The following is a 16,828-nucleotide window of genomic DNA, read 5'->3' as shown; positions in this document are numbered from 1 at the left end:
TATTAAAATTATAAGTCGCTACCGCTTTTATTGAACGGATAAATTTAAGATAAGAGATTTAAAATATTTTTATACCCATGCTATGTTTCAATCTTTTTAAATGTATATAATTTAAATTTCAAACAAAAACTCTAACTTCATTATTTAAATAAAGATTTTCTTAGTTAAAATATTTATAAATTATTAGCTAATTTTACTTTTTAAATACTCACCATACTTATTATTACTCAATCCTACATAACAATATATTTTTACAAATGCATTTAAAAATTCAGGCTAAATAACACAAACTTTCATAACGTACAAATTAATAAAAAACAAAAACATCTTCACTATTGAAGAAACAAACCTAAAATATAATTAAAATTATTTAAAAACAATAACATAAACTATTACTTTTGCATAAAAACTTTACTTGAGTGATTAAAATCAAGATTTAAAATTAACATATAATATTTGTGAGAAAAGAATGATGCAACCTACTCATACACACTCAACGCTACAATATATTCATATTTCTGTACCTGAAATTTTACTCAGTAATATTGAAATAAAAAATTCTTGGCAAGATTATAACCAAGAATGGAGCTATAGATTAGACCCACCTCACGCAAGTCATCCTTTTCAGAGAGATTTGTATATTATTAAATCAAAAAATATTGAAACGGAAGATATAAAAAAATTACTAGATAATATAGTTGTTAAAAACAGTAAAAATAAAGATGACTTAAAAAATATAGTCGAAGCGGAAACAGTAATAAAAGAAATTTTAGATTTATCTAATTATATACCTATAGAAAATTGGCTAAATGATACAGGTAATCGATCAATTGTTGAAAGTATGATTGATAAAAACAAGGTTAAGTTATTGGATATTATCTAACCTAACTTGATATGTTATATTTTTTTACATCCTTATATATAAAATAACAAAGACAACTTTTTAAAAAAGACTATTTACTCATATTCACGTGCAAATTAACCAATATAGAGGGACTGAAAATTAAATAGAGGTAGTCTAGACATGGAAAATACAACGAATCAGTATCCATCAGAAGTTCCTGCACAAGTTCAACCTCATCAACCAGGTGATCAGGAGAAAATGCATCCTGAACCAGAAATTATTAAAGCATTCCATAAAGGCAGTGAAAAACTAAAAGGCAAAGTTGCCGTCATTAGCGGTGGTGATAGCGGTATAGGCCGTTCAGTTGCCGTACTATTTGCCCGTGAAGGTGCCGATATTGCTGTACTGTACCTTGAAGAAGACCAAGATGCCGAAATTACTAAACAGCTTATTGAAAAGGAAGGACAACAATGTCTTTTATTAAAAGGTGATATTTCCGATCCAGACCTTGCAAAACAAAATATTGATAAGGTTTTACAGCATTTTGGTAAAATTAATATTTTAGTGAATAATGCGGGTGTGCAATATCAACAAAAAGAAATTGAAAGTATTAGTAATGAACAATTAGAAAAAACATTTAAAACAAATATTTTTGCCATGTTTTATTTAACCAAAGAAGCCATTCCTTATATGGAGGAAGGCGATAGCATTATTAACACCACTAGTATTACCAGTTACCAAGGTCATGATGAGTTGATTGACTATGCAAGTACTAAAGGTGCAATTACCTCTTTTACTCGTAGTCTATCGAACAATTTAATGAAGCAGAAAAAAGGTATTCGTGTAAATGGTGTTGCACCAGGCCCAATCTGGACTCCCCTTATTCCAAGTAGTTTCGATGCCGAGACTGTCGAAAAGTTTGGTAAAGATACCCCAATGGGTAGAATGGGTCAGCCAAGTGAAGTCGCCCCTGCTTACCTTTTCCTTGCCTCAGATGATGCAAGTTATATTACTGGTCAGGTTATTCATGTAAATGGCGGTCAAATTGTTAATGGCTAATAACATAATTTAGAAAAAGCCCTGAAAGCGTTTAAACTTTCAGGGCTTTTTTTTATTTAAGCCGGTACATGTGCGGCTATTTGTTCTCGTGACCAAACACGGTGTGCTTTAATCAGGTTCTTAAATTTTTCCGCAACATGCTGGAACTCATCTTCAATTAAAGTTCCTTCATCTGCCACTAAACCTAATGGTTCAAGCAAATCAGATTTATTACCTAAAAATACGATTGGCTTTAAGTGCTTATAAGCTTCGAGTAAGTAATGGCGAGCTACCCCGTCTTGCATAACCGTATTTAGATTATCGCCATCCGGAATAATTACCGCATCATAGGCAATTGAAGGTTCAGACATTTGCATGCCATCAGCCACAATAACGTTATCTTTATGATCTTTGACTGGAGCCAAGCTCGGCGCTAGTAAGTGAAGGATTACCCCTTCTTTAATTGCCCAGTTTTTAATAGCCTCCAATGCATCAGACTTCACCATGTTATGGATAAGTACGGCAACTTTTCTACCTTGAATATCTTCAGGTGGGAAAGCTAAAAAAGATAACTTGGCAGATTTTTCAACTGCTGTTTTCTTATAGTTTAGGGTTAAGTCAGGCACTTCAATACCTAAATTTGCCCCTACTTGGCGTGCCAAATCTAGGTCGATATTTGCCAAAATTTGTTGAACTTGACGCTCACGAATATGCTTTCTTTGAACTTTACTTAATTCAAAAGTATAGGCATCGACCACATGTTTTTGTTCATGCGGTGCAAGGCTTTTGTAATATAGTCGTGGTTGAGAGAAATAATCAGAGAACGTCTCACTTCTTTGACGAAGTTTATGTCCACTAATTTTTTCAGGATAACTTTCAAAACCACCATTTGATGCCGCTGGCGGTGTTTCTGTTGGCCAATTTCCATCAATTGAGTTTGGTTGATATGCAGCCTGGCCTTTATGAATGGTATGCTGATGAATACCATCACGTTGATTGTTATGGAATGGACACACAGGTTTGTTAATCGGAATTTGGTGGAAGTTTGGTCCACCTAAACGGCTTAACTGGGTATCTGTGTATGAAAATAGACGTGCTTGTAAAAGCGGGTCATCTGTAAAATCAATACCAGGTACTACATGACCCGGACAGAAAGCTACCTGCTCTGTTTCAGCAAAGAAGTTATCTACATTTCTATTTAAAACGAATCGACCAATTGGCGTAACAGGTACTAATTCTTCAGGAATAATTTTTGTTGGGTCCAGCAAATCGAAGTCAAAGTTCATTTCATCTTCTTCTTCGACAATCTGCACACCGAGTTCCCATTCTGGATAAAAACCTTGCTCAATTGCTTCATAAAGATCACGGCGGTGGAAATCCGGGTCTTTACCCGCAAGTTTTTGAGCTTCATCCCATACCAGCGCACTTAAACCTTGTTTTGGTGTCCAGTGAAATTTCACAAAATGTGATTTCCCTTCAGCATTAATTAAACGGAACGTATGAACACCAAAACCTTGGATCGAACGTAAGTTACGAGGAATCGCACGGTCTGACATCGCCCAAATTACAGCATGTGCTGACTCGGGCACTAAAGACACAAAATCCCAGAAAGTATCATGCGCAGTTGCACCCGTTGGGATCTCTGTGTCCGGTTCAGGTTTTACCGCATGTACAAAGTCTGGAAATTTAATCCCGTCTTGCACAAAAAAGACAGGTGCGTTATTTCCTACCAAGTCGAAGTTACCTTCTTGGGTATAAAACTTAATGGCAAAACCGCGGATATCACGAACAGTGTCGGCTGAACCACGAGGCCCTTGGACTGTTGAAAAACGTACAAAAATAGGCGTCTGAATAGTTGGGTCTGTCAAGAATCCAGCTTTGGTTAAACGTTCGTTTCCTTCATATGCCTGAAAATAACCATGTGCCCCTACACCACGCGCATGCACAATACGCTCAGGTATACGCTCATGGTCAAAGTGGGTGATTTTTTCTCTTAAAATGAAATCTTCCAATAAAGTCGAGCCACGAATACCCGCTCTTAAGCTATTTTGGTTATCCGCTATTTTAACCCCCTGATTTGTGGTTAAAGCTTCATTAGTTGCATCATCTCTAACTGTGTCTAACTGTTCAGTTTTCTGGGTAGTATTGGCTTTATTTGCTGCATCGGCACCAGCCATTTCACTTGTTTTATTGGTTGATTTAGTATTGTCGTTCATGTCCATTACCTATGTTTTTGAAAGTTAAACTTGGGGTTGAAGTAGAAAACGTTTATAAAACTAGTTTTTAAACGTACCTAAATAAGGAAAAAGGAGTTCTACGTATTTACGAGTACTCCAAAGACCAATACTTTTATGATGAGAATCTGGGGCAAGAAACGGAGTAAGTTTGCAAATCTTTATGGCAAGGTCACTTGATTGTTGGACGCGCTCTTGTAGTGCATCAAGTTCGCCATCCGAGATATAACTAAATAAATAGTCCTGAATACGCTGGCTATTCTTTAGTTCTCTGCTGTATGCCAAGAAGTTAGAAGAATGATCACTACCAGCAATCCAGTCATGAATAATTTGGCGCTCTACAGGGTTAAACACCCCAAACATTTTTCCATTTTCTTCATTAATCATTCGCCAGAATACGCTCTGTTCAGGGTCGGTATTAAACTTAATCCATTTGTGTTCAGTTAAATGAGTGATTAAACCTGCAATGTCATCGGGATTTGATAACCATTGATTAATGGTCTTGCACCCAAACTGTCTGGTTTCGTTATGGATTAACTGACCGACAAGCGCCTTTCTTTTGAAAATTCTATGGACAAAGTCTTCAGTATTTAAATTTTTTATAATGTTTGAAGAGGATACCCCATGATTATTAAGGGCAAAACCACGTTTTAGCTTGGTCAAGAAGAGTTCTTTATCTCTATATTTATTATAAATATCTTCAATAACTTTAATGGCTTTATAGGCATGGCCATTGTCAATATTGTCGATAGTGATATGAAGATTAAAGTATTTAGAATCAATACCTAATTCAGCAAGCTCATAATTCGAAATTAAAAGATGCAGTGGTAACTGCTCATAGCCTAAATTAAAACCCACAATCTCGGGAATAAACTCAGGAGGTGCATAACCCAGAGCAAGCTGCACAACTGCTTGATGATAATACTCGTCTTCTAAAAGCAGATCGAAACTGTCTAGCCCTAGACTGCGTAAAAGGTCATCATAGATACAGACATGGTTTGCTTTTGGCTCACCTAACCCAAGCTCTTCGAGATAAGTAATAATTAATTCATGAAAAATAGGATCATTCCAATAATGCACTGAGCTATATAGCCATGCACCGTCTACTTTTTTGGTTGGAGACACCTTTATTAAAAACTCAAATGCCTGAGCGACGTTCTTAAAATACTCTCTATCTTGACCAGATTGTCTACGATTTAAATATGCCTGAAATTCCTGACAATTTTTTTTATTATCGTTTTCACACCATGCCTTAATCGAATTGATATCCGAAGGAAAATCTATTTCCTTCATCTCTAGTTTATCTATCTCTTTAACAAGAAAATCTCTAGCCTTTTTCTCTTTCTCAAAACTAGAAACATCAGGATCAAGGAAAAAAACAAACAATTCATAATAATTTTGTTGATTATCTTGTAATAAATCGAATAATCGTTTTTTCACTACAACAGGCATTTTTATTCTCCGTTTGTGAGATATCAATTACCATACGTCACCCTAACTATAATCGAGTTTTAAGTTTGTTATTTTGCGTTATTAAAAAACATGGTAAATACAATAAATTTAAAAAATTCATAGACATATAAAATAACGTAAAATTACATTTAAACTTTTAGTATTATTTAAGCTACTGTTTTTATATAAAATTTGCAAATCTTAATCCAATTTTACATTAACTTTACCATCAAAATTATAAACATTAAAAAAATAACAAAGCAAACAATTAAATAGTTTTATAACATTTTAAAAACAATTGTAAGGAGAATTAAAATGTTCAATAAATGTTGCGAATTATTAGCAAAGGAAAAAATTAAAATTGCATTTTTTGAAAGCGCCTCTGCGGGTTACCTTGCTTATCGTTTCTCTTTAAGTCCTTATTCAGGCGATATACTGATTGGAAGCCTTGTAAGTTATGACCTTCGCGTAAAGGAAAATACCTTGCATATTTCAGAAGAACTTATTGAAAAATATACTGCAGAATCAATGCAAGTGACTGTTGAAATGATTAATAAAGGTAAAGAACTTTTACATGCTGACCTGTATGTTGCCTGCACAGGTCTTTTGAAAAAAGGCGGCTCTGAAACACCAGAAAAACCTGTAGGTACTTTCTTTTACTCAATATATTATAAAAATAATTTTTATAATTTTAGACGTGTTTTAAGGGGTCCTGCCTTTTTAAAACTAAGAAAGTTGATTTACTATGTTACTCAAGATATAAAACTTATTATATTAGAAGACAAAAGGCATTAATTTTATATAAAAGTTAACAAATATACATTTAGAAATATTTATTATCTTTCTTAAATATTATGTGCTGAAATGTAATTTTTTAAATGTTCATATTAATAATGTTTATGACTTAAAATTACATACATTAAAAATCAGCAAGTTATTTAAAATTTATAAATTTTAAGTTTACAGTTAAATATAGGGTAACACCCCTACCCTACACATTTAAAATCTACATGTTTTAATAACCCTATCTGAAGCTCTCAGATAAAACACATCGTCATAATTGATATGAGGTATTAAAAATGAGCACTACTAATAATCAAGCAAATCAACGCAATAATCAGCAGCAACAACAACAGCAAAATGACAACCGTAATCAACAGCAACACGGTAACCAACAGCAAAACGATCAACAGCAACAAAATAACCAGCAACAACAGCAAAATGATAACCGCGGCCAACAACAAGGATCTAATCAAAAAGATTCTGGCCAACAAAACTCAAATAACAACCAACAACGTTAATCGTTTGTAGTTGTTCTTTGATGCGGTCGATCATTTAGGAAGGTGACCTCACCTTCCTAAATCAAAATATAAGCATAAAATTCAATAAAATATGAGGGAATTCTGATGACAGATCAAAATACAGATCATGCTCAATTGGTAGCTGGCGATCATAACTATTCTGACTCTCGCTGGCGCGAAAGCTATCTTACTCGACCTTATTATCAAGAAGCGCAATTAACTACACCAGATCTAGATTATGATCGTGATTTCTCTGCAGCTTATGAACTTGGTCATCGAGCTCGTTCTGAATCTAAAGAAGGAACTCAGTTTGAAGATATGGAAGGCAGCTTGCAGCAAAAATGGGAAGAACTAAAAGCTGAGTCCCGCCTAAAATGGGAACACGCTAAACAAGCGATTAAAGATGCGTGGGATGATATGTAACATCCTCAAAAGGTCCATAGCTATAAGCTTATTTCCTATTGGCCCTGGGAAATAGGCTTTTTTATTGTCCTAAAATTATGAGCATTAAAAAAATGGTGGCATATTAAAATTATGACTAAGATATTGATTTGCTAAAATTGGATCATCAAAAATTTCTTTTTTAAATTGTACACTCGGTGTTGTAGCGAGTACATGTGTCGGCTTAATAGTAACTTCCACTACATACTTATTTTGCTCATATTTGGCTTTTACACCATAAATCTCAGAATCATTAATGCAAGTTCCATCTGTAAAATATACAAACATACGTACTACCTTAAATATTACTCATCATAGCGGTCTTATCAAAAATAAAGCCTGACTCAGATAATCAGGTCAGGCCTTTCATCAAAATTAACTTTGATTTTTCTTAAAATATTCAATTATTTCTTCCCCATTATTTACAGGCTTTTTCTGCGAAGGGTAAGTTTCTTCATAGGCATAGGCGGGTAAAGTAATTTTAGCTCGAATTGGAGGTAATTTTTCTTGTCCACCTGTGGTAATTCGCTCAATAAAACCAGCAAGCCAAAGTACAAACTCCTGAGTATTTTTACTTTTAGGAATAAGACTTAAATCCAATTTAATTTTTGACTCTTGCAAAGGTTTAATGAGTATTTCAGCAAAATCAATATAATTATATAAAAGCTTTAATTTTGTCCCCTTTATTTCTTGTCTGAGTTCAATCATCAAATTATTAAGATCTTCCATCGGGTCATCCGTAAAGCCTTTTTTTTCTTTAACATTTTGATATATTTTCTCAGCTATTTTTAAATATTGGGGCATATCCTTACCTTTTATAGTTCGCTCTTACTAAAATGAATTTTGGATGAATATAAGTAAGCTATTGTGTTTGTTTTATTAACTTTTTGAAACGGTAACTTAAGATTGCAACAAAACGGTAACAACAAATTCTCCAAATTGTAAAAATAAAATAAATATTTGATTAATTTTATATTTTTATATATTTCATTATTATTAAATTATATTTTTTATATAAAATAACGATTAAAAAAGCCTACTAATAAAGTAGGCTTTTGAGAGAAGCTAATCTATTACGAGTTTTTATTCATGTCATGAGATGTAGCTGGATCACTTGCTTCATGCATGCCGTCATTTCTTGAATTACGATCTTGGCAAGCACTCATACCCATAGCAATTGCCAACACCATACTTACTGCACAAAAGATTCTTACCATTTAAATCACCTTTATAAATATTAAAATGTAGGTTCATGAATAACATTATCTTATGTTGGCCTACCGCAGTGGTTCTCTTAACTTTTGTAGATTATGCAAGCTTTTGTAAAAACCAAAAATTATGATTAATAAAATTATATTTCTTGCAATTGATATTTTGGTTATTTTTTGGCAAGCAGTGTTTAGGAGGCTCAGGTCATGTTATAAAAATCGAATTATTAAATAGTTTAGCCAAACAACACACCTAATTAGAGATATTGATATACTATACAAATAAACAATTAATAAATATTTGATATATAAGATTAAAAAATAATAGTGTGACTTAAATTCAAATTATTTATACTCATATTATATTTTTTAATTTTTCTATTTTCTAAATAAAAACAGTGAAATATTTATATCAAGTTATATAAATCAATCTTTTATTTTTGCAATTGACCCACCCCAATGCTCAGCTTATGATGCTCGCGCTGACCAATTTTGTCAGTCGGTTTTAGCAGACCGTCTACCTAAGTGCACTAAAAACACGTTTTTTGGTGTGACGCCCCTCGTGCCTTTGATGGAGGAACGGGAGTGGGACACCCTTGGGTGTGCTGGTTTCTTAGGTATCAGTCTGCTAACCCTCTTTCGTTTCGCCACCATAATAATGAGCAATGAGTGGGCATAACTTCTTTTAACCAAGGAGTCACTCATGACTATTATTCTATATTTTTTAAATTCTTTTATTAAACCTACTTACATTCAACTTCTTTTACTCAAGCAGTCATTTCTTAGAGTTCTTTCTCATCCTCTGTTTAAAAGAACTACACACTATAGAGTTCGAAAAATTTTTACTTAATCTTTTTGTGTACCCATCTTGATATACAAGATTGGGGCAGAAGTTTTATGTATTCAAAATCACATAAAGATTAAAACTTCTATCAACATCACTTAACGATAACAACAACCTATGAAGAGTAACAAGAATGTTTTTTCTCTATCGTTTTGTTTTGGTGAGCCTTCTGACAATAGGTGTTTTAAATTTGATGGGGTGCAGGCCAATGAGTAAAAATGAATTTAATACACGTTGTGTATGGGCCGGACATGACCTTTCAGCGTGTAATTGTATTTATAATTCTTTAGAGCAGCATTATTCACCCCAATTTGTAGAAAGTTTACCAAAATTAAGTTTGCAAAATATTGATGCGAAAATGAACTTTGTAGAAACCATGAATCAAACAATGCAGCAGTGCCAATTGAGTGCGAGCAAACACTAAACTAATTTATAGAGGCATGCTCTACCAAAAAATCCAAGAATGTACGTACGCGATTAGGAACATACTTGTCGTGGCCAATCCAGACAGCATGAAATTCTTCAGAAGCATGAATATTCCAATCTTCAAGAATTTTGACGAGTTGTTTTTGCTGTAACGCATTTCGAATCTGGAATTCATTTAGTTGAGCAATGCCAGCACCTGCCAGTGCCAACTGTAAAATTGCTTCGCCATGGTTTACTTTTAAAACTTTAGAGGGGGTTAGGCTGATTTCCTGAGTTGCTTTTTTGAATAGCCAGGTTTTGTTCTGGCGTTGATAACTTACATCTAAAAGCTGATGTTCATGTAGTTCATCTGGATGCTCAGGACAACCGTACTTTTCAATATATACAGGAGAGCAAACATACTGTTTATAAGTACTGCCAAGCGATCGGGCCACCAGATTGGAACTTTTCAAAGGTCCTGTTCGAATCGCAACATCAATTCTTTGTTCAACCAAATTAATTACTTCATCACTCAAATGAGCTTCTAATTCAATTTCCGGGTAACGTTGATTAAACAAACTAATGCATGGCAATAAAAAGTGTGTCCAATATGAAAAACTGGTATGGATTCTAATTCGCCCTTTCGGTGTATGATTTGCGGTAACCGATTGTTCCAGTTCGTCCAAGTCATTAAGTATTTGAATGCCTTGCTCATAAAACTGGCATCCTTCACTGGTAAGCTGAAACTGACGTGTTGAACGGTTGAGTAACCTGACACCCAGTCTTTTTTCTAAACGAGAAATTAACTTGCTTACGGCAGAAGGCGTCATGTTACACGCTCTTGCTACCGCTGAAAAACTTCCAAGCTCGACCACCCGTATAAAAATTGCCAACTCGCCAGAACGATTGATATCAAAATAAGACATAGCAAAATTTATTTATGAATTGTATTCACAGATCTTATTCCGCTTAGACCGCTATAACAAGGCATCAATTTGTTTCAACATACCTTTAATTCGTTTTAAAGAGTTCTTGAGATGAAACTTTATCAAGCTACCCTATTTTCTTTGGTTTTATTTACGAGCTTTGCACAAGCTGATATAGAAAACAGCCAATGGATTACCACTTGGTCTGCGAGCCCTCAAAAAGTCTGGAATAAAGACTTCGTTTTTCCAACACTCATTCCAGAGCAAGTATCTAATCAGACTATTAGACAAATGAGCAAAATTAGTTTGGGCGGTGAAGCGGTTCGGCTCGTTTTTACCAATCAATATGGTAAACAGCCACTTTATATTGATCAAACAACGATTGGTTTAGCGAACACAGCAAGCCTGAAATCTAACAGCACCTATCCTGTTTATTTTTCTGGTCAACTTAAAGCAAAAATTTTACCGGGCAAACAATTGGTGAGTGATCCAATTCAGTTACCTGTACCCGATCATGCTCAATTGGTGGTAAATAGCTTTATTCAAAAGCCTACATCGTTTAAAACATTTCATTGGGATGCCAAACAAACCAGTTGGCTCATTACTGGAAATCAGACAACAAATTTAACTACGCCAACTGATGCCAAAACAACAACGGCGCGATTATTACTATCAGCAATCGAGGTAAAACCCAAACAGAAAGCTCAGGTGGTTGCTGTTATTGGAGACTCAATTACCGATGGTGCAACTGCGACTTTAGACGCTAATAGCAGGTGGACCGATTTTTTAGCGAAACGTTTATCAGCACACCATGTAGCCGTGATTAATAGCGGAATTTCAGGAAATCGATTACTTACCGATGGTATGGGTGATAGCGTTTTAAAACGTTTAAACAGTGAGATATTTCAATATTCAGGCGTTAAAACTTTAATTGTTTTGGTCGGTATCAATGACATTTCATGGCCCGGTACAGCTTTTGCACCTAAACAGCAAATACCTTCTTTTGAGGCGCTCACTCAAGGTTATCGACGTGTTGTAAGTGAGGCCCATAAACATAATATTCAGGTGATTGGTGCAACCTTACTTCCGTTCTCTGGTGCTTTACCTAATACCCCTTTAGATAATTATTATCAACCCAACAAAGATCAATTACGTCAGCGCATTAACCACTGGATGAGAACTAGCCATACCTTTGATGGTGTGCTTGCTCTTGATGAAGGCCTAAAAGATCCAAAACATCCCAATCGATTAAATCCAATTTATGATTCTGGAGATCATTTACATCCTAATGATCGAGGCAATCAGCATATGGCAGAATTGGTAGATTTAGATCAAATTATTAAAAATTAATGATTCCCCCCATCAGGTGAAATCTTCACATGATGGGGCTGCTTATTTAAAAATCATAACTCGCTATCATGTTGAAGCGGTTATCAATCTCGTTACGATTATCAAATGTTTCTCGTTCCCCATAAACATATTCGATACCCAAAGTAATCGGCTTATACGGGTTATAAAGTGCATTCACCCAACCTTGCCAAAGCTGTTTGTTTTGGGTGGTACTAGTACGCTGTAATTCGGCAAAACGGTTATCATCTTTAGCCTTCATATAGCCGTAACCTAAAGTCGAGCGAATTTGCGGTGTAAATTGATGAGTGATACCCAAAGAAACTGTGTCAAATTCATTGCTATGCATATTGTTTTGATCATCTATTGCATAGCCACTGTTACTCCATAGCAAGAAACGTCCATCACCTTTGACATGGTAATAATCGGCTTTAAGTAATGTATCAGGGGTAATTTGATATTTACCGCCTAAGCCTACACCCCACGCCCACTCACTATCATTGTTAGTTCTTTTTTCTGCAACAAAACTACGGCCTGAAAGCATCGAACCATTGGCAAATTTATGATTTAGACGTCCGACTAAAGCAGGTAAACGCATTTTATTATCTGGATCTGTTGCCGCAGTATATTTCGGGTCTTCAACTGATACTGCAAAACTTGTATTTGCCGTTAAGTTATCGCTATAGCGAACAAGCGGCGATCTTAATAATGCACTGCCTACAAATGTACCCGCATCAATCGTTTCTGGGTAATATTCAGGGGCAATAAATGTCGACCATGTTTGACCAATAAGCCATTTATCAAAAGTTAAATAGGCATGACGTATGCGAAACTGATCACGAGTAGCCGCCCCAAAAAAGTCCATTTCTAACTTTCCGCCCACATCACCAACAGCTGTAGGCGTTTTAAAATTCAATCCGAAACGGGTCACATAAACCGTACTGTGCAACTGGTCTTTCTGTGCAGATTCTTCTGGCGTATTTTCAAGAGGAACGCCGCTAATATTGTTATACATGCTAGATGCACCCTTAATTTGATAAGAAGCATCTGCTCGTATATAACCGTATAAGTTAAATTCCGCACCAGATTTAGTTAATGTTTGCTGTATAAATTGTGGAGCTTGAGTAACTACAGGAGCAGTTTGTTCTACTCTTTTTTGAGCTAAAGATTTTTGAGCCTCCATATTAGTTTGTAGCATAGCGCGTAGTTCTTTTATTTCTTGGCGAAGTTGCTCTATTTCAGGGTTTACTTGGCCTGCAAAAGCAGAAGACATAAGCAGAGTCACAGAAACTGCCAACAAGCTTTTTTGAACCGTTGTATTTAAAATTTTCATCATGAAATTTTCCTTTAGACCTTTAAGTAGTCTTAAAAGTCTCGACATCCTTTTTGTTATGTACCTATCTAAAATAGATCCTTGAAAATTTGCCTTTCTTTCACAAGAAAGACGTTCCCTCATATTTTTTAGATCCACCCTCCCTAGTGCAGCAAAAGCAACTTTTTAATTTTTCATTTTTATATTCTCTTCCACATTGAGAATATTCGGTTTTAAACCCTCATTTATATTCCCCAATAGTATTATTTTTTTGCAATAAACCCTTGATAAGTCAAAATTTGCGTATATGGCTGTACGCTTTCAAAGCCTGTCTCTTCCAAAAGTTTTATATATCCTTCAGTCGTTAAACTAAAAAAGTCCTCCGCCATACGCTCCAACATTTTTTGACATTGTTCTTCTGTTAACCCTTGAGCCAAACACAAATAATGTAATGCTTGAAGCTGCTGTGGATTTACACAAGTCATGAGGTCATAGGTAAGTAAAGGCGCCTTTTCTTTTAAGCGCTTATAAATATCCTTAAAGAAGGCTGGTTTTATGTCATCTGCAATAAAATGAGCCACAAGAATAGAAAGTGCAGCATCAAAGGAACTCTCGAGAGGTAAAGCTGAAGTTTCACCGTGAACAAAAGTGACTTGGGTAGACTTACCTAAAATCTCCACCTGCTCCTGAGCTTTTTGCAGCATGGTTAAAGATGGATCAACCGCTGTAAATTGCCAGTTTGGATGTCTTTTAAGTAAATATTCGAGTTCGTAACCTGTACCACAGCCCACAATTAAGATATGAGCATCTGGTGGCAACACCGACTGCAAAATGGCATCCACCTGTTGGTGGATCACTTCATAGCCTGGAATTAATTTACGAATATGTGCATCATATCCTTCGACTACTTTAGGGCTATTAAAGTCTTTTGCCATTTTGCGTGTCCTCTATTTAAACCGTATTTCGATTTTCCTTTGCTGCACTTTGACCGAGCTTTTGACTTAATTTAGTCAAAGACATTTCCCGTTAAATTAAGTTCAGCTCGCATAAATTCCTGCAATTTAAACTTTTGGGCTTTGCCAGAAGCAGTCATTGGAAACTCATTAAAGAATCGGACATAACGCGGCACTTTGTTATGTGAAATGTGTTCTTTACAAAATTGGCGGATACTGTCTTCATCGACTTGGTGATGCTCATGCAGGATAATACATGCACAAAGTTCTTCACCATATTTCGCATCTGGCAAGCCAATCACCTGTACATCGCTTACATCTGGATGAGTATATAAAAAGTCTTCAATCTCTTTTGGAAAGAGGTTTTCCCCACCACGGATCACGACATCTTTAATACGGCCTTTAATTTTAATAAAACCTTCTTGATCCATCTCGGCAATGTCACCCGTATGCATCCAGCCAGCCGCGTCAATCACTTCACGGGTCTTTTCCTCTTCACCCCAATAACCAGCCATCACTGAATAACCACGGACACATAGCTCCCCCAAAGTCCCTTGCGGAACAATTTGCCCTTCTAGATCAACAATTTTAATTTCAACATGTGGATGAACATGCCCAACTGTGCTTACCCGTTTATCAATCGAATCGTTTACCGAACTTTGTACACTCACTGGCGAGGTTTCGGTCATGCCATAACAAATGGTGATTTCAGACATATGCATTCGGTCTATAACACGTTGCATAATTTCACGTGGACAAGGACTACCTGCCATAATGCCTGTTCTTAAGCTCGACAGATCAAAATCATTAAACTGTTCATGCTCTAAGGTTGCAATAAACATGGTTGGTACGCCATAAGCTGCCGTACAACGTTCTTGATGAATCGCTTTTAAAGTTTCCAAAGGATTAAATACAGCCGATGGATAGACCATGGTTGACCCATGCGTCACACACGCCAGATTCCCCATCACCATGCCAAAACAATGGAACAATGGCACAGAAATACAGACTTTATCTTGGGGGGTTAAACGAATGCCTTCACCGACAAAATAACCATTATTTAAAATATTATGATGGGTTAACATGGTCCCTTTCGGGTTACCTGTTGTACCTGAAGTAAATTGGATATTAATGGTTTCATCAAACTGGAGCTGTCTGGCTAATTGTTTTAATTGTTCTAGCTGTTCAGAAGTTGGTGTAGTTAGTAAATCACTAAAACGATAAATACCGGTATGTTGTTGGTCATCAATTTTAATGACAAATTTTAAATGTGGCAGTCGCTCTGAACTGAGCACTTTATCTGTACAGGTGGTTAACTCAGGGGCAATTTTTGTGAGTAATTCTTGGTAATCCGTCGTTTTAAATTGAGAAGCAATAATCAATCCTTTGCATGAGACCTTATTCAACACATATTCAAGCTCATGACTTTTATAAGCTGTATTTAGATTGACTAAAATAATCCCTGCTTTAAAAGCTGCAAACTGCGTAATGGTCCATTCCACACAGTTAGGTGACCAAATTGCTAATCGGTCTCCTTTTTTTAATCCCAATTTTAATAGGCTACAAGCAAAAGCGTTTACTTCATCCTGTAAAGCTTTATAGGTTAATCGTCTGTTTTGATGAAAACTGACAATCGCTTCCTTTTCAGCATATTGCTGACAGGCCTGATCAAATTGTTCACCAATGGTCATACCCAATAAGGGTTGTGTACTTGGTCCCGAGGCGTAGCTTAACCGTTCTTGTTGCATTGAATCATTCTCCTTGATTCTTCTAATTCTCTTCTTACCTGATCTAATTGTTGTTACTGCAACTACTTTTCCAAACTACTTATTTTGTGTTGTTTTATCCTTTATATGCCCTATTTTTTCTGCACAGCATCCACACAAAAGTCAGCAATCTGTTTTGAAAAATAGTCTTTATGCGCATGATCAAACTTTGTATTTTGAGCTGGGTCTAGGGGTTCAACCACCACATAAGTCATAGCACCGACTACACAAAGTGCTGCTGTGTTTAAATCATCCAAGACAAACTCACCACTTGCATTTCCATCCGCAAGTATTTTTTTAATACTTTGTTTAATCAATTGCTTCACACGAAAACGCTCATGTTCAACCGTTGAATCGACGGGTTCAAACATGAGTGAATATGCAAGCTGAGGACTATTGAGTGCCCGTTTTACAAAGGTTGCTACCGCCTTGTGTAATTTCTGCTTTGCCGATAAGTCACTTTCGGTAATCGATTCAATCACCAATAGTTCTGTATTAATGGCATCAGACAAAACTTCTATTAGCACTTGGCTTTTATTATCGAAGTAGCGATAAACCAGTCCACTAGATACACCCGCTTGCTCTGCAATTGTTTGTATTTGTGCGTCTTTGAACCCTCCCTCTGAAATTATTTTTCTGGCTGAACTCAAAATCGATTTTCGATTTTGTTCCATCCGCTCTTGCATTAAAGATGATCGTTTATAGCTCATAATTTATTCTCTAACAAATAAAATGAATTGTAAATCATTTTATGAAT

General features: G+C 35.7%; 17 protein-coding genes. 7 read left to right on the top strand and 10 right to left on the bottom strand.

What is annotated here, in order from left to right:
- The first annotated feature begins 469 nt into the window (after positions 1–469).
- On the top strand, positions 470–883 hold the full coding sequence (locus R5R67_RS10150) for a DUF6367 family protein (RefSeq protein ID WP_000983622.1): 414 nt from the start codon (positions 470–472) through the stop codon (positions 881–883).
- Between the two features lie 141 nt (positions 884–1,024).
- Complete coding sequence (locus tag R5R67_RS10145) at positions 1,025–1,903, top strand: SDR family oxidoreductase (RefSeq protein ID WP_000432323.1); 879 nt, start codon at positions 1,025–1,027, stop codon at positions 1,901–1,903.
- A 56-nt stretch (positions 1,904–1,959) separates the two neighbouring features.
- Here the strand turns inward: R5R67_RS10145 and katE are convergent, their stop codons facing one another.
- Complete coding sequence (gene katE, locus R5R67_RS10140; RefSeq protein ID WP_085943501.1) at positions 1,960–4,104, bottom strand: catalase HPII; 2,145 nt, start codon at positions 4,102–4,104, stop codon at positions 1,960–1,962.
- 54 nt (positions 4,105–4,158) lie between these two features.
- Positions 4,159–5,568: an iron-containing redox enzyme family protein gene (locus R5R67_RS10135; protein ID WP_001145671.1), complete on the bottom strand. Its 1,410-nt coding sequence runs from the start codon at positions 5,566–5,568 to the stop codon at positions 4,159–4,161.
- Between the two features lie 315 nt (positions 5,569–5,883).
- Between R5R67_RS10135 and R5R67_RS10130 the strand changes: the two genes are divergently transcribed.
- The 3 genes from R5R67_RS10130 (at position 5,884) to surA1 (ending at position 7,292) form a co-directional block, all read left to right on the top strand.
- Complete coding sequence (locus R5R67_RS10130; protein WP_009520468.1) at positions 5,884–6,363, top strand: CinA family protein; 480 nt, start codon at positions 5,884–5,886, stop codon at positions 6,361–6,363.
- Between the two features lie 284 nt (positions 6,364–6,647).
- Entirely contained in the window at positions 6,648–6,869 is a 222-nt protein-coding gene (locus tag R5R67_RS10125) for a hypothetical protein (RefSeq protein WP_000108365.1), read from the top strand.
- A 105-nt stretch (positions 6,870–6,974) separates the two neighbouring features.
- Positions 6,975–7,292, top strand: coding sequence for a surface antigen protein 1 (gene surA1, locus R5R67_RS10120; protein WP_000132045.1), 318 nt, complete (start codon positions 6,975–6,977; stop codon positions 7,290–7,292).
- An 84-nt stretch (positions 7,293–7,376) separates the two neighbouring features.
- Here surA1 and R5R67_RS10115 read toward each other — a convergent pair whose 3' ends face one another.
- The 3 genes from R5R67_RS10115 to R5R67_RS10105 form a co-directional block, all read right to left on the bottom strand.
- On the bottom strand, positions 7,377–7,598 hold the full coding sequence (locus R5R67_RS10115) for a hypothetical protein (RefSeq protein ID WP_000498474.1): 222 nt from the start codon (positions 7,596–7,598) through the stop codon (positions 7,377–7,379).
- A gap of 87 nt (positions 7,599–7,685) precedes the next feature.
- Positions 7,686–8,114 carry a hypothetical protein gene (locus R5R67_RS10110; RefSeq protein WP_001136759.1) on the bottom strand — a complete coding sequence of 143 codons (429 nt, stop codon included), beginning with the start codon at positions 8,112–8,114 and terminating at the stop codon, positions 7,686–7,688.
- A gap of 269 nt (positions 8,115–8,383) precedes the next feature.
- Positions 8,384–8,527 carry a hypothetical protein gene (locus R5R67_RS10105; RefSeq protein WP_000251637.1) on the bottom strand — a complete coding sequence of 48 codons (144 nt, stop codon included), beginning with the start codon at positions 8,525–8,527 and terminating at the stop codon, positions 8,384–8,386.
- 968 nt (positions 8,528–9,495) lie between these two features.
- On the opposite strand from R5R67_RS10105, the gene R5R67_RS10100 reads away from it, so the two are divergent.
- On the top strand, positions 9,496–9,786 hold the full coding sequence (locus tag R5R67_RS10100; RefSeq protein ID WP_001984002.1) for a hypothetical protein: 291 nt from the start codon (positions 9,496–9,498) through the stop codon (positions 9,784–9,786).
- A 1-nt stretch (position 9,787) separates the two neighbouring features.
- Here the strand turns inward: R5R67_RS10100 and R5R67_RS10095 are convergent, their stop codons facing one another.
- A complete protein-coding gene (locus R5R67_RS10095; RefSeq protein ID WP_000119789.1) occupies positions 9,788–10,693 on the bottom strand; it encodes a LysR family transcriptional regulator in 906 nt (301 codons plus the stop codon).
- A 111-nt stretch (positions 10,694–10,804) separates the two neighbouring features.
- On the opposite strand from R5R67_RS10095, the gene R5R67_RS10090 reads away from it, so the two are divergent.
- Entirely contained in the window at positions 10,805–12,043 is a 1,239-nt protein-coding gene (locus tag R5R67_RS10090; protein ID WP_000781125.1) for an SGNH/GDSL hydrolase family protein, read from the top strand.
- A 46-nt stretch (positions 12,044–12,089) separates the two neighbouring features.
- Here R5R67_RS10090 and R5R67_RS10085 read toward each other — a convergent pair whose 3' ends face one another.
- The 4 genes from R5R67_RS10085 to R5R67_RS10070 all read right to left on the bottom strand — a co-directional run bounded on the left by R5R67_RS10085 (position 12,090) and on the right by R5R67_RS10070 (position 16,781).
- Positions 12,090–13,373 carry a DcaP family trimeric outer membrane transporter gene (locus tag R5R67_RS10085; protein WP_318754826.1) on the bottom strand — a complete coding sequence of 428 codons (1,284 nt, stop codon included), beginning with the start codon at positions 13,371–13,373 and terminating at the stop codon, positions 12,090–12,092.
- Positions 13,374–13,615: 242 nt separating this feature from the next.
- Entirely contained in the window at positions 13,616–14,287 is a 672-nt protein-coding gene (locus tag R5R67_RS10080) for a class I SAM-dependent methyltransferase (protein ID WP_001029893.1), read from the bottom strand.
- 71 nt (positions 14,288–14,358) lie between these two features.
- Positions 14,359–16,053, bottom strand: coding sequence for an AMP-binding protein (locus tag R5R67_RS10075; protein ID WP_001183742.1), 1,695 nt, complete (start codon positions 16,051–16,053; stop codon positions 14,359–14,361).
- 110 nt (positions 16,054–16,163) lie between these two features.
- A complete protein-coding gene (locus tag R5R67_RS10070) occupies positions 16,164–16,781 on the bottom strand; it encodes a TetR/AcrR family transcriptional regulator (protein WP_000120692.1) in 618 nt (205 codons plus the stop codon).
- Positions 16,782–16,828: the final 47 nt, after the last annotated feature.

Source organism: Acinetobacter sp. OYA S30, assembly GCF_033599315.1.
Taxonomy (GTDB): Bacteria; Pseudomonadota; Gammaproteobacteria; order Pseudomonadales; family Moraxellaceae; genus Acinetobacter; species Acinetobacter baumannii.
The sequence above is the reverse complement of the archived record's forward strand: the minus strand, read 5'-3'. Positions and strand labels throughout refer to the sequence as shown.